Annotated in this window: 19 protein-coding genes, 1 tRNA gene and 1 pseudogene; 15 read left to right on the top strand and 6 right to left on the bottom strand. The window is 56.7% G+C overall.

Going from position 1 to position 17,794, the window contains the following annotated elements:
• Positions 1-37 precede the first annotated feature (37 nt).
• Positions 38-256, top strand: coding sequence for a DUF1127 domain-containing protein (locus OA238_RS04220; RefSeq protein WP_015494218.1), 219 nt, complete (start codon positions 38-40; stop codon positions 254-256).
• A 275-nt stretch (positions 257-531) separates the two neighbouring features.
• On the opposite strand, the gene OA238_RS04215 is transcribed toward OA238_RS04220, so the two are convergent.
• Positions 532-984 carry an Lrp/AsnC family transcriptional regulator gene (locus OA238_RS04215; protein WP_044037894.1) on the bottom strand — a complete coding sequence of 151 codons (453 nt, stop codon included), beginning with the start codon at positions 982-984 and terminating at the stop codon, positions 532-534.
• 73 nt (positions 985-1,057) lie between these two features.
• On the opposite strand from OA238_RS04215, the gene OA238_RS04210 reads away from it, so the two are divergent.
• A complete protein-coding gene (locus OA238_RS04210) occupies positions 1,058-1,690 on the top strand; it encodes a LysE family translocator (RefSeq protein ID WP_044037892.1) in 633 nt (210 codons plus the stop codon).
• 141 nt (positions 1,691-1,831) lie between these two features.
• On the opposite strand, the gene OA238_RS33475 is transcribed toward OA238_RS04210, so the two are convergent.
• Both OA238_RS33475 and OA238_RS04200 read right to left on the bottom strand, forming a co-directional pair.
• Complete coding sequence (locus OA238_RS33475) at positions 1,832-2,005, bottom strand: DUF6157 family protein (protein WP_275450506.1); 174 nt, start codon at positions 2,003-2,005, stop codon at positions 1,832-1,834.
• A gap of 92 nt (positions 2,006-2,097) precedes the next feature.
• Positions 2,098-4,611 carry an ATP-dependent helicase gene (locus OA238_RS04200; RefSeq protein ID WP_015494215.1) on the bottom strand — a complete coding sequence of 838 codons (2,514 nt, stop codon included), beginning with the start codon at positions 4,609-4,611 and terminating at the stop codon, positions 2,098-2,100.
• A 257-nt stretch (positions 4,612-4,868) separates the two neighbouring features.
• Between OA238_RS04200 and OA238_RS04195 the strand changes: the two genes are divergently transcribed.
• The 10 genes and pseudogenes from OA238_RS04195 to OA238_RS31395 all read left to right on the top strand — a co-directional run bounded on the left by OA238_RS04195 (position 4,869) and on the right by OA238_RS31395 (position 13,232).
• Positions 4,869-5,096, top strand: a complete 228-nt coding sequence (locus tag OA238_RS04195) for a hypothetical protein (RefSeq protein ID WP_044036272.1) — start codon at positions 4,869-4,871, stop codon at positions 5,094-5,096.
• 156 nt (positions 5,097-5,252) lie between these two features.
• Positions 5,253-8,696 carry a pyruvate carboxylase gene (pyc, locus tag OA238_RS04190; RefSeq protein ID WP_044036270.1) on the top strand — a complete coding sequence of 1,148 codons (3,444 nt, stop codon included), beginning with the start codon at positions 5,253-5,255 and terminating at the stop codon, positions 8,694-8,696.
• A 218-nt stretch (positions 8,697-8,914) separates the two neighbouring features.
• Positions 8,915-9,976, top strand: coding sequence for a zinc-binding dehydrogenase (locus OA238_RS04185; protein ID WP_015494213.1), 1,062 nt, complete (start codon positions 8,915-8,917; stop codon positions 9,974-9,976).
• Positions 9,976-10,380 (top strand): VOC family protein, encoded by a 405-nt coding sequence (locus OA238_RS04180; protein WP_015494212.1) that lies wholly within the window; start codon positions 9,976-9,978, stop codon positions 10,378-10,380. The genes OA238_RS04185 and OA238_RS04180 overlap by 1 nt, the downstream gene beginning before the upstream one ends.
• The gene (locus tag OA238_RS04175) at positions 10,373-11,197 is read left to right on the top strand and encodes a phosphodiesterase (protein WP_015494211.1); all 825 of its coding nucleotides are present in this window, start codon (positions 10,373-10,375) and stop codon (positions 11,195-11,197) included. The genes OA238_RS04180 and OA238_RS04175 overlap by 8 nt, the downstream gene beginning before the upstream one ends.
• A 173-nt stretch (positions 11,198-11,370) precedes the next feature.
• Complete coding sequence (locus OA238_RS33470; RefSeq protein ID WP_245581438.1) at positions 11,371-11,574, top strand: hypothetical protein; 204 nt, start codon at positions 11,371-11,373, stop codon at positions 11,572-11,574.
• 15 nt (positions 11,575-11,589) lie between these two features.
• A pseudogene (locus tag OA238_RS04170) lies at positions 11,590-12,186 on the top strand (DUF481 domain-containing protein); the annotation flags it as partial.
• A 105-nt stretch (positions 12,187-12,291) separates the two neighbouring features.
• Positions 12,292-12,678: an MAPEG family protein gene (locus OA238_RS04165; RefSeq protein WP_015494209.1), complete on the top strand. Its 387-nt coding sequence runs from the start codon at positions 12,292-12,294 to the stop codon at positions 12,676-12,678.
• A gap of 86 nt (positions 12,679-12,764) precedes the next feature.
• Positions 12,765-12,839 (top strand) — tRNA-Gly (locus OA238_RS04160).
• Positions 12,840-13,055: 216 nt separating this feature from the next.
• Entirely contained in the window at positions 13,056-13,232 is a 177-nt protein-coding gene (locus tag OA238_RS31395; RefSeq protein WP_015494208.1) for a hypothetical protein, read from the top strand.
• Here the strand turns inward: OA238_RS31395 and OA238_RS04150 are convergent.
• The gene (locus tag OA238_RS04150) at positions 13,229-13,816 is read right to left on the bottom strand and encodes a GNAT family N-acetyltransferase (protein WP_015494207.1); all 588 of its coding nucleotides are present in this window, start codon (positions 13,814-13,816) and stop codon (positions 13,229-13,231) included. The two genes, OA238_RS31395 and OA238_RS04150, sit on opposite strands and share 4 nt — an antisense overlap.
• A 167-nt stretch (positions 13,817-13,983) precedes the next feature.
• Between OA238_RS04150 and hisB the strand changes: the two genes are divergently transcribed.
• Together hisB and hisH are read left to right on the top strand one after the other, a co-directional pair.
• The gene (gene hisB, locus OA238_RS04145; RefSeq protein WP_015494206.1) at positions 13,984-14,571 is read left to right on the top strand and encodes an imidazoleglycerol-phosphate dehydratase HisB; all 588 of its coding nucleotides are present in this window, start codon (positions 13,984-13,986) and stop codon (positions 14,569-14,571) included.
• Between the two features lie 4 nt (positions 14,572-14,575).
• A complete protein-coding gene (gene hisH / locus OA238_RS04140) occupies positions 14,576-15,214 on the top strand; it encodes an imidazole glycerol phosphate synthase subunit HisH (protein WP_015494205.1) in 639 nt (212 codons plus the stop codon).
• A gap of 81 nt (positions 15,215-15,295) precedes the next feature.
• Here the strand turns inward: hisH and OA238_RS04135 are convergent, their stop codons facing one another.
• Complete coding sequence (locus tag OA238_RS04135) at positions 15,296-15,682, bottom strand: DUF2147 domain-containing protein (RefSeq protein WP_015494204.1); 387 nt, start codon at positions 15,680-15,682, stop codon at positions 15,296-15,298.
• Positions 15,683-15,816: 134 nt separating this feature from the next.
• On the opposite strand from OA238_RS04135, the gene hisA reads away from it, so the two are divergent.
• Entirely contained in the window at positions 15,817-16,536 is a 720-nt protein-coding gene (gene hisA, locus OA238_RS04130; RefSeq protein WP_015494203.1) for a 1-(5-phosphoribosyl)-5-[(5-phosphoribosylamino)methylideneamino]imidazole-4-carboxamide isomerase, read from the top strand.
• A 117-nt stretch (positions 16,537-16,653) separates the two neighbouring features.
• Here hisA and OA238_RS04125 read toward each other — a convergent pair whose 3' ends face one another.
• On the bottom strand, positions 16,654-17,754 hold the full coding sequence (locus OA238_RS04125) for an IS630 family transposase (RefSeq protein WP_015494202.1): 1,101 nt from the start codon (positions 17,752-17,754) through the stop codon (positions 16,654-16,656).
• Positions 17,755-17,794 lie beyond the last annotated feature (40 nt).

Here is a 17,794-nt window from a genome sequence, read left to right as displayed (position 1 = left end):
ACCCACAATCAGGGTCAAACCTTGAAAGAGAATAAACATGGCACACACATCTGACACAGGCATCTTCGGATCATCCGTCTTTTTGCGCCTCACCACTCTGCGCGACACAGTCGCCACCCGCTACGGCCAATACCAGACATACCGCAAAACATTGCGCGAACTGGAATCACTGTCCAAGCGTGAACTGAACGATCTGGGCCTAAACCAGTACATATTGCGCGCCGTTGCCCGCGAGGCAGCCTACGGCGAAGCATAAGAATTCCGGAAACGGGGCTTTCTCTTCCTCCCAGAAGGTGTTCCGTGATCGTGCCCACCCCTTCCTCCTCCCTGGGGTCTGAGCACTGCGATCAAGACGCGGCGGTGTCTTTCCTCCTCCCTGACACCGCCGCACTTGATGATCGACTAAGACTGGGCCTGCTTTCTCCTCCCAGAGATGTGGCCCACACATAAAGCGGCGAAACCCACCTCCTCCCGGGTCTCGTCGCTTTTTTGATTCTAGGGGCGATTTTGGCGAGTAAATTCGGGGCCATGTTAGGCGCGCATATCTTTCGGGGACCCCATGACCATGTAGCTGGTGATCGATCGCACATGCGGCACCGTCCCGAGGCGGTCGGTATGAAACGTTTTATACGCCGCCAAATCCGCCGTTTCGACCCGCAGAAGATATTCAAAGGCACCCGCAATGTTGTGGCATTCTGCGACCTCGTCAAACCGATCCATTGCGCGTTCGAACCCAAGTTGTGCGGCCTTTGAATGTTCGGCCAGCCCCACCGCGACATACACCACATAGGCTTGTCCGGTTTGCACGGGATCAAGGCGGGCGCGGTAGCCCGTGATGACGCCACGCCGTTCAAGGTCTTGCACACGGCGCAAACAGGCCGACGGTGAGAGTCCGATTTTTTCAGCCAGCGCGAGGTTGCTGATCCGACCATCGCTGCGCAATTCACGCAATATCCGCGCGTTTCTTTGATCAACCTGTGTCATAGGTTGTTCGTTTAACGCAACCTGCAGCAATTTGGCAATTTCATTGCGCATTATGACATATATAGTTGCGTTGATGAGTTATGAAATTTTCCTCGCCCTGCTTGGCTTTGCCTTAGTCGCAACCGTGACACCAGGACCGAACAACACGATGCTGATGGCGTCGGGCGCGAATTTTGGCGTCTGGCGTACGCTGCCGCATATGTTTGGTGTGACGGTCGGGTTCACGGTGATGATCGCGCTGGTCGGTGTCGGGTTGATGCAGATATTTGACACCTTTCCCTTCACGGACAGGATCCTGAAAATCGTGTCGATTGCCTATCTATTATGGCTGGCGTGGAAAGTCGCGACAGCGGCGCCAAGGTTAGCAGATGCACCCGAAACCGCAGGTATGCCGCTGACATTCTTGCAGGCGGCGGCGTTCCAATGGGTGAACCCCAAGGCATGGTCGATGGGCGTTTATGCAATCACCACCTATGCCACCGACGCGGATGGATCACGCGCGCTGTGGGCTGTCGCCGTCGTCGCGCTGTCATTCGGCGCGGTGAGCATGCCCTGCATCGCATCTTGGACGGCTTTGGGCCAACAGATGCAGCGATTTTTGACGTCGCCCAAACGCTTGCGCACCTTTAACATCATAATGGCAATGGTGTTGGTGCTGACGTTGGTGCCGGTGGTGTTTCCCAACCTGTTCACCGGCGCGACATGACGGTCTAGGCGCGTTTGTTGCGCATGCCGTGAATCTTACCAATGCTGTCATCGGCCATCGGCGCTGCAAAGCGTGCTGACGCCACATTGATCAACGCGACCCTGCTGTCGGTGTCATGATGCAACGCCTAGCCTATTGATTTCACCAAGGCGACACGCGCAAACAGGGCTGGCCCTTGCGGAAATAATCAGCCGAAGACGCAGGCCAGTCGCCTTCCGGAATGTCTTTTCGCGTGGCAAGCACAGCGATGATCAATTCATCACTGGTCATGGCGTATGGGGCTGCACTTAATCTGTCATACTGCATCGCCCCGATGCTGCCCGTTTGACGGCCACGGGGCCCAATATGGCCTTACTGTCAGGCGATCGCGTGATCAAAAACGTTAGCGTAATTGGTCGAATGGACCCTCAGAACGGCACATCATTGGCTTTGTCAGCACTGACAATGAACTTCGCCACGACCTTCTTTTCACCAGCCTTGTCGAATTCAATCAACAGCTTATCGCCCTCGATTTCCATTACCTCACCATAGCCGAATTTCTGGTGGAACACGCGTTCTCCGGTTGTGAAGGACGACGTGGCCTTCATGTCGATCACCGAATTGCGGGATTCTTTGGGTTGCGACATCGACCGCTGCTGGGACCGGCTTTGCAAACGTCGCCAACCGGGGGAATTGTAGACGTCGGCCTTGGCCATCTTTTCATGCAACGTGGATGCAATGCCTTCGCTGACGGGATTGGCCCGCGCGGACATGCCAGCGGCGCCAAATCCGCCACCATACAGACCCGGCGGCGTCAAAACCTCAACGTTTTCTTCGGGCAACTCGTCAATAAACCGGCTCGGCATTTGGCTTTGCCATTGGCCATAGACAAGGCGGCTGGATGTGAACGAAATCGTGCAATGCTTTTCGGCCCGCGTGATGCCGACATAGGCAAGACGCCGTTCTTCTTCCAAGCCCTTAAGACCGCTCTCATCCATGCTGCGCTGGGACGGAAACAGCCCGTCTTCCCAGCCGGGCAAATACACCGACGGAAATTCCAGACCCTTGGCGCCGTGCAACGTCATGATGGTGACCTTGTCGTCTTCTTCGTCCTTGGCATTGTCCATAATAAGGCTGATATGCTCTAGAAATCCTTGCAAACTGTCAAAATTTTCAAGCGCTTTGACGAGCTCTTTTAGGTTCTCCAACCGCCCCGGCGCCTCTGGTGTTTTCTCGTTTTGCCAATGCGCAGTGTAGCCGCATTCGTCCAAAATGACTTCGGCCAGTTCGACGTGATTGACGTTGGATGCGCCGTCAAAGACCTCAACGGTGGGGCCGTCATCAATGACGGATTCGTCGTCGTCAGCCATGTCGCCGCGTGTCACCCCGTTTGACTGGCTTTGCGATTGGCCGTGCAATGTCGCGTGCCAGCGATCCAGCCCCTGCACCAATTCGCGCAAGGCGTTGCCGCCCCTGCCCTTAATCAGACCACCGCTGACACAAAGCCGCGCACCCTCAATCAGGTTCACCCCGTTGGTGCGTGCCGTGATCTGGATCGTCTGCACCGCCTTGTCGCCAAGTCCGCGTTTGGGTGTGTTGACGATGCGTTCAAACGCCAGATCATCGTCTTGGCTCACCGCGAGCCGGAAATAAGCCATTGCGTCACGTATTTCCATGCGTTCATAAAACCGCGGCCCGCCAATCACGCGGTAGGGAAGTCCGATGGTCAGGAACCGGTCCTCAAAACTGCGCATCTGATGCGATGCCCGCACCAGAATGGCCATTGAATTGAGCGGCATTGCGTCCAGACCACGGGTGCCACGCTGCATGGATTCGATGTCTTCACCGATCCAACGCGCCTCTTCCTCACCGTCCCAATGGCCAATCAAGCGCACCTTTTCGCCGTCTTCCCCGTCGGTAAACAGTGTCTTGCCAAGGCGATCCTTGTTGGCGTCAATCACGCCCGCCGCCGCGCCAAGTATATGTCCGGTTGATCGGTAATTCTGTTCCAACCGCACCACATGCGCGCCTGGAAAATCCTTTTCGAACAGTAGGATGTTGCCGACTTCCGCGCCGCGCCAACCATAAATCGACTGGTCATCATCACCGACACAGCAGATGTTCTTGTGCCCTTGCGCGAGCAGACGCAGCCAAAGATATTGCGCGACGTTGGTGTCTTGGTATTCGTCCACAAGGATGTATTTGAACCAGCGCTGATAGGTCGCCAGAATATCTGCGTGGGTCTGGAAAATCGTCACCATATGCAGCAACAGATCGCCAAAATCGCAGGCGTTCAGCTCTTTCAGGCGATGCTGATAGGCGGCATAGAGATCAATACCCTTGTCGTCGTAGGCGCTGCTTTCGCCGACCGGAACTTGGGCTGGCGTCCAGGCCTTGTTCTTCCATCCATCAATGATACCCGCCAACATGCGCGGCGGCCAGCGTTTTTCATCAATACTGGAGGCCCTGATAAGCTGCTTGAGCAGGCGCAGCTGGTCGTCGGTGTCCAAAATCGTAAAGTTAGATTTCAGCCCGACCAGTTCAGCGTGGCGACGCAGCAGCTTCACGCAGATTGCATGGAACGTGCCAAGCCAGCGCATCCCGTCTGACGCGCCTTGCGTCAGCCCACCGATGCGATTCATCATTTCGCGCGCGGCTTTGTTGGTAAACGTTACCGCCAAAATCTCGTCCGGACGGGCGCCGCCAGTGGCCATCAAATGCGCGATCCGGCAGGTCAGCGCCTTGGTCTTGCCCGTGCCCGCCCCCGCCAGCATCAGCACAGGACCATTCAGCGTCTCAACAGCTTGCCGCTGGGCAGGGTTCAACCCCTCAAAGTAATCTACATGGGGCGGCGCCATCGCCCGTTGGGACAGGGATGGTCGCGCCCGTGCGTCGGGGGCGGCGGCGGCCTCAAAGGCATCTTCGTCTGAATAACTGCTCATAGAGATCGATATACCCTTTTCATGCCCCTAAGAAAAGCCCGCGTTCACACAATGTTCCCACCATGTTTGCCTTTGTCTCAGAAATATCCCGGGGACGCGCAGCGGGGGCAGCGCCCCATTTTCCGCGCGGTGTTCTTGCGACTCGAGGATGCATTTTTAAGGACGGTTCGGACCTAGGCACTTAACCAAAACGATAACTTGTGCCCAAATCAGATTGCTAGACTGCTCGTATTAACTCGTATTAAAGTGGGGAACTTATGAAAAATCTAACTTTCGGCGCTGCGATGGCGCTTAGCGTAGTGGCAAGTACGGCACAGGCGCAGAACACTGCTCCGACCATGATGATGGATGAAATGGTCGTGAAAAATCAGACAATCGAAGGCTCGGCTGAAAGTTCGGCCCGCTACCTTCCGATGTTGCTCATGATATTGCTGCTCGTCGCTGCTGCTTCGTTGGTGTCTGATGACGGCGGAATGATGTACTAACATCCATAACGCTAATCATCGGTCAACAGGTGACCCGACCAGCGGTACAAAAGCGCATGTTAGCTTCGTTATCGATAAATATTTCAGGTGAATGCTGTTTACAGTAGTCAAAAACCCCTCATAAATGCTGCAACTGCAAAATGAGGGGACCGCTAAATGGCTGACTTTAAGAAAATCCTGATCGCTAATCGGGGCGAAATCGCCATCCGCATCATGCGCGCCGCCAATGAGATGGGTAAGAAAACCGTCGCGGTCTATGCAGAAGAAGACAAACTCGGGTTGCACCGGTTCAAAGCTGACGAAGCCTACCGCATCGGTGAAGGCCTTGGACCCGTTGCGGCCTACCTTAGCATTGATGAGGTCATTCGCGTGGCTCTGCAATGCGGCGCAGACGCGATCCACCCCGGTTATGGACTGCTGTCCGAAAACCCCGACTTCGTCGATGCCTGCGTCGCCAACAACATCAAATTCATCGGCCCGCGCGCCGAAACCATGCGCCAACTCGGTGACAAAGCAAGCGCGCGACGCGTCGCTGTCGAGGCAGGCGTGCCGGTTATCCCCGCCACCGAAGTGCTTGGCGATGACATGGCGGCCATCAAAAAAGAAGCCGCAGCCGTTGGCTATCCGCTGATGCTCAAGGCGTCATGGGGCGGTGGTGGGCGCGGCATGCGCGCAATCATGGACGAATCAGAGCTTGAGGAAAAAGTTCTTGAAGGGCGCCGTGAGGCGGACGCTGCCTTTGGTAATTCCGAAGGCTACCTTGAAAAGATGATCATCAAAGCCCGCCACGTTGAGGTTCAGATCCTTGGCGACAGTCACGGTGCGATTTATCACCTGTGGGAGCGTGATTGTTCGGTGCAACGGCGCAACCAAAAGGTCGTCGAACGCGCGCCCGCACCGTATTTGTCCGGCACACAGCGCGAACAGATTTGCGCCTTGGGTAAGAAAATCTGCGAACACGTGAACTACGAATGCGCTGGCACGGTCGAATTCCTGATGGATATGGATTCTGGCGAATTCTTCTTTATAGAAGTTAATCCGCGCGTGCAGGTTGAACACACCGTCACAGAAGAAGTCACCGGCATCGATATTGTGCAAGCACAGATCAAGATCGCCGAGGGCAAATCGCTGGTCGAAGCCACAGGCTGCGCCAGCCAATATGACGTCAAACTCGACGGTCACGCGCTGCAATGTCGTGTCACCACCGAAGATCCGTCCAACAATTTCATCCCCGATTATGGCCGCATCCAGACCTATCGCAGCGCCACGGGCATGGGCATCCGCCTCGACGGAGGCACCGCCTATTCTGGCGCTGTCATCACGCGCTATTACGACAGCCTGCTGACCAAAGTCACCGCTTGGGCGCCGACACCGGATGCCGCCATTGCGCGCATGGACCGGGCGTTGCGCGAATTCCGCATCAGGGGTGTGTCCACCAACATCGCGTTTGTGGAAAACCTGCTGAAACATCCAACGTTTCTCAACAACGAATATCACACCAAATTCATCGACCAGACGCCGGAGCTGTTTGATTTCAAACCGCGCCGTGACCGCGCGACCAAGATCCTGACCTATATCGCGGATATCACCGTCAACGGGCATCCCGAAACCGTTGGCCGCCCGAAACCCGACGCCAGAGGGGCCCAGCCCAAGGCCCCGACACAGCGCACCAAAGACATCCCGAACGGGACCCGCCACATTCTGGATGCGTCCGGCCCACAGGCAGTGGCCGATTGGATGCGCGATCAGAAACAATTACTTATCACCGATACGACCATGCGCGACGGCCACCAATCATTGCTCGCCACGCGCATGCGATCAATCGATATGATCCGCGTCGCGCCCACGTATTCTGCCAATATGTCGGGTCTGTTTTCCATGGAATGCTGGGGTGGTGCGACGTTTGATGTGGCCTATCGGTTCTTGCAGGAATGTCCGTGGCAGCGCCTGCGCGACATCCGTGCGGCCATGCCCAATATCATGACGCAAATGTTGCTGCGCGCCTCCAACGGCGTCGGCTACACCAACTATCCCGACAACGTGGTGCAGGAATTTGTGCGCCAGGCTGCCGTATCCGGCGTCGATGTATTTCGCGTGTTTGACAGCCTCAACTGGGTCGAAAACATGCGCGTTGCGATGGATGCAGTTATTGAGGCCAACAAGGTCTGCGAAGGCACGATTTGCTACACTGGCGATATGCTGGACCCGAACCGGTCAAAGTATGACCTGAAATACTATGTCGGTATGGCCAAAGAGATGGAAAAGGCCGGAGCGCACGTGCTTGGCCTGAAAGACATGGCTGGGTTGATGAAACACGGCACCGCGTCCGTGTTGATCAAGACCCTGAAAGACGAGGTCGGCCTGCCGATCCATTTCCACACTCACGACACGTCTGGCGCTGCAATCGCCACCGTTTTGGCGGCGTCTGCAGCAGGCGTGGATTGCATCGACGCGGCGATGGACAGTTTTTCGGGCAACACCAGTCAGCCGACAATGGGCTCAATCGTCGAGTCGCTAAAATGCACGGATCGCGACACTGGCCTCGATATTTCTGCGATCCGCGAGATCAGCAACTATTGGGAAACCGTACGCGGGCACTACACACCTTTTGAGTCCGGCCTACAGGCCCCCGCCTCCGAGGTGTATTTGCACGAAATGCCCGGTGGCCAGTTCACCAACCTCAAGGCACAGGCGCGCAGCCTTGGGCTGGAAGACCGCTGGCACGAGGTGGCGCAGACCTACGCCGACGTGAACCAGATGTTCGGTGATATCGTCAAAGTGACGCCGTCTTCCAAAGTGGTTGGCGACATGGCGTTGATGATGGTCAGCCAGAACCTGACACGCGCGCAGGTCGAAGACCCTGACAGTGATGTCAGCTTCCCCGATTCAGTGGTCGATATGATGCGCGGCAACCTTGGCCAACCCCCCGGTGGATTCCCTGACGCCATTGTCAAAAAGGTCCTGAAGGACGAAAAACCGAACCTGACCCGACCCGGCAAACATCTCAAGCCTGTGGATTTCGCGGCAGTGCGTGCAGAATTGTCTGAAAAGCTGGGTGGCGCACCGTTCGACGACGAAGATCTGAACGGCTATCTGATGTATCCCAAGGTCTACACCGATTACGCCCAGCGCCATGAAATCTACGGCCCGGTGCGCACCCTACCGACGCGCACGTTCTTTTATGGCATGGAGCCGTCCGAGGAAATCTCTGCCGAGATCGACCCCGGCAAGACGCTGGAAATCCGCCTGCAAGCGGTGGCTGAAACCAATGACGAGGGCGAGGTAAAGGTGTTCTTTGAACTCAACGGCCAACCCCGCACGATCCGCGTGCCAAACCGATCGTCCGACGCCACGACCCTGCAGCGCCCCAAGGCCGAACTTGGCAACGATGCCCATATCGGCGCGCCCATGCCCGGCGTGGTGGCCAGCGTCGTGGTCACGGCAGGGCAAGCCGTCAAAGAAGGCGATTTGTTGTTGACCATCGAAGCGATGAAGATGGAAACTGGCATCCACGCCGAACGCGACGCGACCGTCAAAACCATTCACGTGATAGCTGGCAGTCAGATCGACACCAAAGATTTGCTGATCGAGTTGGAGTGATCGGCAAAACAGTAACATCTCTTCGCGGTCCTTGTGGATTACGCGCCATCAGCCGCGGCTGATGGCGGTCGGACCCGACAGTAATGTGACGCTCAAATGCACGCCGCTCTCGGCCCGCTGGGCACAGATGACATCAAACTGGATGAACAGGCCGAAACCTGTTCAAGTTGACCTAAGTCGAAGCATTTGAGCGCTGTGCGATCAATAAGGAAATTATTATGACCCTGCCCAAAACCATGTCCGGCATCGCCACCCTTGGTCATGGCGGACCCGAGATGTTGCAGTGGCAAACCGACCTGCCAGTCCCGACCGCTGGACCCACTGAGGTTGTGATCAAGGTCGCCGCTGCCGCCGTGAATAATACCGACATCAACACCCGCGTCGGCTGGTATTCAAAATCCGTCACCGGCGCGACGGACGCCGTATCCGACACCAATGATGACGACGGTGGCTGGTCCGGCATCCCCCTGCAGTTCCCGATCATCCAAGGCGCGGATTGTTGCGGCTATATTGTTGCGGTCGGGGCTAATGTGGACGCCGCGCGCATCGGCGAACGTGTCATCGTGCGCACCATGCAATCCACAGGCACGCACGGCGCGCCCTTTATGACCGACACCTTCGGGTCCGAATATAACGGCGGGTTTGCGCAATATACCAAAACCTTCGCCGCTGAAGCCTACGCAGTAAACGACACCTTGTTGGACGCTGAATGGGCTGCAATTCCGTGCGCGTTTTCCACGGCCGAAAACATGTTGCAGCGGGCATCCGTCTCGGGCGAAAGCGTTCTGATCACCGGCGCATCGGGTGGCGTCGGCGCGGCAGCGGTCCAACTGGCCCGCCTGCGCGGGGCCGATGTTTGGGCGATGACGCAACCCACCAAGGCGGACGCGGTCACAGCCCTTGGGGCCGATCATATCGTGGCCCGCGACGCGCCCCTGCCAACGCGCCAATTCGATGTGGTGATTGATCTGGTCGGCGGCCCAGCCTGGCCTGCGCTGCTCGACAGTTTGAAACGCGGCGGGCGCTACGTCACGGCGGGGGCGATTGCGGGGCCGATTGTCGATCTGGACCTGCGCACGCTGTATCTGAATGATCTGACACTGTTTGGCAGCACCTTCCAACCCACGTCAGTTTTTGGCGACCTGATCGGCTATGTTCAGGCTGGCAAACTGCGCCCCCACATCGCCGCAAACTACGATTTGCAAGACATTCACGCAGCGCAGGCAGCGTTCAACGCAAAAACCCACGTCGGCAAAATCACCCTGACGGTTCCGCAATAATGCAACGCTTGTCCACCCTGTCGATCCTTGTGCCCGAGTATGATGCTGGAATCGCGTTCTTTGTCAGCCAACTGGGCTTCAATCTGATTGAGGACACCGACCAAGGTCACAAGCGCTGGGTCAAAGTCGCGCCAAAGGGCGCCGAAACCGCGTTCCTGATCGCCAAGGCCACAACGCCCGAACAGATCGCCGCCATTGGCAACCAAGGCGGCGGGCGCGTCTGGTTGATCCTTGAGACCGACAATTTCACGCGTGATCACGCCGCCTACGTCGTGGCGGGTGTCGCGTTCGAGGAAGCCCCCCGTCATGAGCCCTATGGCACCGTTGCCGTGTTTGCTGACCCGTTCAGCAACCGCTGGGATTTGATCGAATTTAGCGGCGAGAAAGACGACACACATGGATAAGATACTGGTCCTTACCGATTTGCACCTGCGCGGCGCAGGCAAGACCATCATCGGGCTTGATCCCACCGTGCGGCTGCAACAATCGCTCGACACAGCGCTGCGCGATCATCCCGACGCCAAAGCTCTAATTCTGATGGGGGATTTAACCCATTCGGGGCGGGCGGAAGAATACGACATTCTGCGCGATATGCTGCAGGACTGCCCTATCCCTGTGACCTATATGCTCGGCAATCACGACCAGCGCGCACCGTTTCGCGCCACGTTTCCAACGGCCCCTGTGACTCCACAAGGCCACGTGCAGCGCATTGTTGACCTACCACATCACCGTATCATCACGCTGGACACCCATGATGCCGCTGCCAACCCAGCCCATTCGGGTTTGTTGTGCGCGGATCGTTTGGCATGGCTCGACGCCGCGCTTGCAGGGGCTGGCGGGCGTATGGCACTGGTGTTTGCGCACCACCCGCCACATGCCGTCGGCCTGCCGGGGATGGATGCCATTGCATTGAGAAATGGTGATGATCTACTGGATCGCCTGCGCGCCACGCCTGCGCATCTGTTTTGTGGCCACGTCCACCGGACCATTTCAGGCCAAACGCGCGGCGTCGCTTTCACCATGTTCAAAAGCACCTGCCATCAAGCCCCACTTGATTTGATCCGTCCCGACAGTACGCTTTCAATCGCCGAACCCGCAGCCTACGGGCTCTTGTTGCTGAGCGAGGGCGGCGTGATCGCCCACAGCGAAGACATCGGGTTGAATCTTACCCCATGTTCCGGCTCAGACGCTCTCCCAGAAGACGAGAGCAAAGCGATTTAGCGCACGCGTCGGCCAAAATTGGCCCAGCCGCGCTGAGCGTATCGGCGAAATATGGATCATGATGCAGGCAAATGAATTGCCCCCCCCCTAGCAGTGGCCAATCGACACCCTAGTTACCCCAACATATCGGGTACAAACTGTATGCGTGAGAAAGCTTTCGAAGGAACTCAACAATGAAAAAAACAACACTTCTCGTTGCGGGCACCGCATTGTCTTTGCTGGGCAGCACCGCATTCGCGCAGGTACTTGGCGACAGCGCTGTAGACAATCGCATTGAGACACTGAACGACGACATCAACGATGATTTTGAGCGTGACGACCGCCAGTTTGGCAACTCAGGCCGCGCATTGGGTTATGATGGGTCCTTGGCTCTTTAGGCGAACGCGACATCCGGCAACACCGACACTGCAACGCTCGGTCTTGGCGCGAACATGGGCTATTATGATGGCACCAACGGTTACGAAATCACGTTAAGCTACCAGTATTCAGAAAACGACAGCACAGTCGACGAAGACAGCCTGCTGTACGATCTGGAATACACACGTGACTTCGGCGCTGCATACTACGGCTTTGCAAAGCTGCAAGGCACAATTGAGAGCATCCCGTTCGACACATCCGACAACTTCCTCGGCTTTGGTGTGGGTTACAAAATCTATGACACACGTGACATCCAATGGTCCGTACAAGGTGGCGTCGGTTACCGCGTCGCAGACTTGGACACTGTTTCCGATCTGAATGAAGGCGCGCTTAGCTTGTCGTCCAACTACAGCAACCAGATCAACGAAACGCTGGCCATCACCAACGACACCGACATCATCGGGTCCGAGAGCGATACAGTCGTTTACAACGACCTCGGCTTTAACGTGTCGATGACAGAAACTTTGGCTCTGCGCACGTCGTTGGTCACTGAATACCACACCGATCCCGCCCCAGGTAAAGACGACACCGACAACGCCTTTGGCGTGTCTTTGGTCTATAACTTCAACTAAACTCAAAAATTCGTGTTTGCACACAACTGAAACGGAATGGGGCGGTTGCATTTGGCAGCCGCCCCTTTCATGTTTGATATCAGGCTACTCAAACCGGAGACGACCATGATCACTGGCCTATACGGCGCCCTTATCGCGCTGGTGTTCCTCGCGCTCAGCGCCCGTGTCATTATGTATCGACGTGCCAACCAGCTGGGACTTGGCGATCACGGCGACAAAAGCCTGATGAAACGCATGCGCGCGCAGGCCAATTGCGCGGAATATGCACCCTTTGGTTTGTTGCTGATGCTGTTGGTCGACTTGCAAAACCCGACCCCCATTGTGCTCCATCTGATCGGGACGCTCTTACTGTTGGGGCGCGCGGCACATGGCTACGGCTTCTCCGCGTCTCCACCAAAGATGAATTTGCGTGCTGGGGGCATGCTGCTCACGCTGGCATCGTTCCTTGGGTCAATTTTCTGCCTGATTTTCCTCGCGTTTGCACGGTTCTAGGTTCGCTGATTAAAAAATCCGCAAAGAGCAACATTTGCTCTTGCGGGGTAGGGCCAGACTTTATACATCGACCCAACGAATAGGATGCGGGCGTAGCTCAGGGGTAGAGCATAACCTTGCCAAGGTTAGGGTCGAGAGTTCGAATCTCTTCGCCCGCTCCAATTCGTAAGATCCACCATTGATACGCACGATCAGCAGGCACCGCTTGCCGATGTTGCGTGGCAGTTTCATGATACGGTATGGATTACAAAACCAAATCTGATATCGTGGACGCCGTGATCTATCTGGCAACGTCACAACCAACCCTTACCTGACTGCGAAGTACGGCGGCACGGCCTTCTGACCGCCCCGATACACAAGGCAGCTTTATCGCGGGCGTGATTGCCTACGCCGACCACGTCGCGGTCGAGTTTTCAAAGAGCACAGATTTAGACTACCCCAGCGGAATGCTGGACGGCACAGGCAAAGCACGGCGTCACATCAAACTGCACGGCGTCGATGACATAACCCTCAAAAACGTCGCAGGCTTTCTGGATCAGGCCCTTCGCGTTTAAATGATCGGTTCCTGCGGTGCACTGTCGCGCGGTAGAACGCCTGTTTTGCGTGGATCATCGGCGATTTCCACTTGCCGATGATACGCAGTGAACCCACTGCGCACATAAAACGGCAGCGCCTGTGGGCTATCAAGCGTGCAGGTGTGGACGTGAAAGCGGCTGTTCTTGCTGCCCCAAGCCTTATCAAGCGCATGTTCCATCAACCAGCGCCCCGCCCCCATGCCAACCATGGCAGGTGTTAGGCCAAAATACCCCAGCTCACATTCACCCGACACGCGAAAATCAAGCTCCAACACCCCCTCATCACGGCCATCAACGCGCACAGAATAAAGCTGCACGTCGTCGCGATATAGAATCGCTGACAAGTCCGCGTCGTCCATCCCAAGTCGCGAAAACCACATCCAGTGCTGCCCGCCGACCCGCGTGAACAGATCGCGATACCAGTCCAAGTCCGGCCGCGCGTGCGCCACCAGTTCTGCGGTGATCGACGGGATTTTGCGCGGGGCGGGACGTTCAAACATTTGTAAATGCGTCACCACCGCCGCGATCTTGCCCACAGGGACATCCCAAAATTCTGAAGTCATGATTTCTCTCCTGCGTTATCGATGACGGTACTTGATACAGATTCGCCACAGATTCCAACCCTTTGGGCCTGTGGCTATTACGCCCACATCGCCACATTTCGCGCGACCCCGCTTGGCGATGCGCGGCGCACGCCCTATAAGGCCCTCGACATCAAGGAAGTAGCCCCATGCGCACCAGTACAATCACCCGCAAAACCGCCGAGACTGATATTTCCGTTGAAATTAACCTCGATGGAACAGGCATTTACGACAACCAGACCAGCGTGGGCTTTTTTGACCACATGCTGGATCAACTGGCGCGCCATTCGCTGATCGACATGACCGTGCGCGCGAGCGGCGATCTGCACATCGACGATCACCACACGGTTGAAGACGTTGGCATTGCGCTCGGTCAGGCGCTGGTGGACGCCCTTGGCGATAAGCGCGGCATCAACCGTTACGGCGACTGCCACTTGGCCATGGACGACGCGCAGGTGCGCTGTGCGCTCGATCTGTCCGCGCGACCCTATCTGATTTGCAATCTTGATCTGCCCACGGCTAAAATCGGCAGCTTTGACACCGAACTGGTGCGCGAATTTTTCCAAGCGCTGTCGACCCATGGCGGCATCACGCTGCACATTGACCGCCTGCACGGATTTAACAGCCACCACATCGTTGAGGCCGCGTTCAAATCCGTGGCCCGCGCGTTGCGCGTCGCTGTACAAACCGATCCGCGCAAGGCCGACGCGATCCCGTCTACCAAGGGTGCGCTTTAATCGTATGACAACGGTATTGATCGATTATGACAGCGGCAATCTGCATTCGGCGCAAAAAGCGTTTGAACGCATGGCGGCTGAAACCGACGCGGGCGCGATTGTCGTCACTGGCGACCCTGATATCGTCGCCAAAGCGGACCGGATCGTCCTGCCCGGTGACGGCGCATTTCCGCATTGTCACGCTGAACTACACGGCATTTCAGGACTGGCCGACGCGATCCACGAAAGCGTTGAGGTCCGCGCCGTGCCCTTCATGGGCATCTGCGTCGGCATGCAAATGCTGGCGATCAAGGGGTTCGAATATCAGGAAACTGCGGGCTTTGGCTGGATCAACGGCGAAGTCCACAAAATAACCCCCGCCGATCTGGCGCTGCCTGTGCCGCACATGGGCTGGAACGATCTTGTCATCGACGCGCCGCACCCTGTGCTAGACGGAATCAACACCGGCGATCACGCGTATTTTGTCCACTCATGGCAGATGGTGATGGGCGACAGCGCGCAACGTCTGGCGCATTGCGACTACGCGGGTGACGTCACGGCCATTGTGGGGCGCGACACCATCATCGGCACACAGTTTCATCCCGAAAAAAGCCAAAGCGCAGGCCTGCGGCTGATCGCCAATTTCCTACAGTGGACGCCATAGAAAAAGCCGCGCATAGGATTTTCCAAACGCGGCTTTAATTATTTATTTCAAGATACTAGAACCAGTTGCTAAGGTAATACCTTAATTTCGGATCCAAGTGCCGCCATCGCGACAAATGCCGAACACACAGCCAGACACCGACAACGTGTCGCCCGCCAGCTGCAGGCGCGAATTGTAGGTCTTGTCACGGTCCGGCGACCAGACCTGCCCGCGATATGCACCATCGCCGGATGGGGTCGTATCAAAAATGATCTGGCGACCGATATTTGGCGATGCCATCTGTGCGCCCGAACTGTCAAACGATTGCGAAAGCGTGCCGCACAGGGCCGCACCACAAGGTGCCACCACAACAAGACCCGAATTGCCGTTGTCGTCTGTTGGCGTGCGCCACGTCCCTTCAAGCGGGTCCGCAAAAGCTGCGCCAGCAAAGCCGATGGTGGCCGCGAGTGTGAGTGCTATTTTCATCATCTTGTGTCTCCTCCCTGAGATTGCGCAGATATTGGCCGCGAAATCCGATTCTATACAAGCATAACGTAGGGTCGCGTTGCATCTGGCGCCGCCGCGTGCATAAACGCTCTCAACGTAAAACCACAGGTGCCAGCATGATCCTCTATCCCGCAATCGACCTCAAAGACGGGCAAGCCGTGCGGCTTGTACATGGCGACATGGATCAATCGACGGTGTTCAACGACGATCCGGCCGCGCAGGCCCGTGCATTTGTTGATGCGGGCTGTGAATGGCTGCACTTGGTCGACCTGAACGGCGCGTTTGCTGGTGAACCGGTCAACGCCGCCCCCGTCGAGGCGATCCTTGCCGCCTGCCCCGTGCCCACGCAACTTGGCGGTGGCATTCGCGACATGGCGACAATTGAACGCTGGCTGGATCGTGGACTGACCCGCGTGATCCTTGGCACCGTGGCTGTCGAAAATCCCGATCTGGTGCGCCAAGCGGCGCGCGCATTCCCGAACCAAGTTGCCGTCGGGTTGGACGCGCGCAACGGGTTTGTCGCCACCAAAGGCTGGGCGCACGAGACCGACGTCAACGTCACCGATCTGGCCAAATCGTTTGAAGACGCGGGCATCGCCGCGATCATTTACACCGACATCCTGCGCGACGGCGCAATGAAGGGGCCCAATATCACCGCAACCGAAAGCCTGGCCCGCGCCGTGGACATTCCCGTCATCGCCTCTGGCGGCGTGTCATCCTTGGCCGACCTTGAGGCGCTCAAGGCGACGGGCGTGATTTCCGGCGCGATCTCGGGGCGGGCATTGTACGACGGGGCGATTGATCTGACGGCTGCCCTCAAATCCCTCTCGGCCTAAATTCACTGCCAAAACTCACTGCGTCAATTTGCTCAATAGTCGCGACAATTTCAGCGGCGCATCAGATTCGGACCAGACAGCCCTGATAAAGTTCGAATTTTTCCTATTATACCGCAGCTATGGCAAAACCCGAAATTTTTCATGAGTTATGACGCGGAAATTGTCTGAGACTTGGCTTCGGAAGGTTTTCCACTCATTTTGGATGGTTTCGCGAAAGAATTTCAGGATCGCATTCACGAACTGTTTTTGTGTCGGGTGATATCGATTGTGCGTCACATGTTGATGCATGACCGCCCATAATCGCTCGATCATTGCTGACAGGCGATTGCGCAGCAATCTGCCGAGAAGGGGGTTGAGATGCGGGCAATATGGCGGCAACTGGATAAGATGTATGCGGCAGTCTGGCCTTGCGAGAAAGGAACTGACATCTGGCCCTTTGTGATAGGCGGCATTGTCCCAGATAACGTGGATCATTCGCTTGTCGGGATTGCGAGCCTCAATCTTGGCTAGAAGTTGCGCGGCACTAACGCCGTCCACGGTGGTTGGCTCGACAAAGGGCGTGTCGAAGGTTTCGAGGTTCAGCGCGCCATGGATGTTTACGCGGCCACGCCCTGCTGTAGTTTTGATCGCCGGGTTTGATCCTGCCTTTACCCAGCCATGGCTGGGTTTTGTCTGATATTCAGGATGTACAGCATCAGCGAAATAGACGGCTTCATCTGCGCCCAGATCGCCCATCAGACGTTCGTACAATGTGATAAATGCGGCCTGCTTTTCAGCAGAGACAACGCGCGGCAGGGCCTTGGGCTTGCGATATTCAAACCCCAACCGGGCAAGAAGCTTGATGCAGCCAGAGTGCAAGTAGCGCAGGCCAAATTTTGTTGAAACGTGGGCTCTTATCTCAACCGACGAGTGGCAGAAGCGGCCGTCCAGCCAGTCGCATAATGCCGCCTCTTGGTCAGCGGCCATACGAGAGTGACCGCCTTTCCAGCCATCAACTGCAAGCGCATCCCAGCCGTTTTCACGATAGGTTTTGTGCCAGCCGCGAACGGTGTCGTCGTCCAAATATAGAAATTCCGCGATTACCTGACAGGACTTCCCATCATCAAGCAAAAGAAGCGCATTTGCACGCCGTGCAACCCCATGATCTTCACGTTGACTGCGAACACAGACCTCAAGCTCAAGGCGCTCCGTGGGAGAAAGAAAACCGGGACGGATCATGCAGATAGCTGAATCGGTCTACGTCCAGACGTCAACCCGC

Origin of the sequence: Octadecabacter arcticus 238 (assembly GCF_000155735.2) — a bacterium.
Lineage (GTDB): Bacteria > Pseudomonadota > Alphaproteobacteria > Rhodobacterales > Rhodobacteraceae > Octadecabacter > Octadecabacter arcticus.
This window is presented reverse-complemented; position numbering and strand designations above follow the sequence as displayed.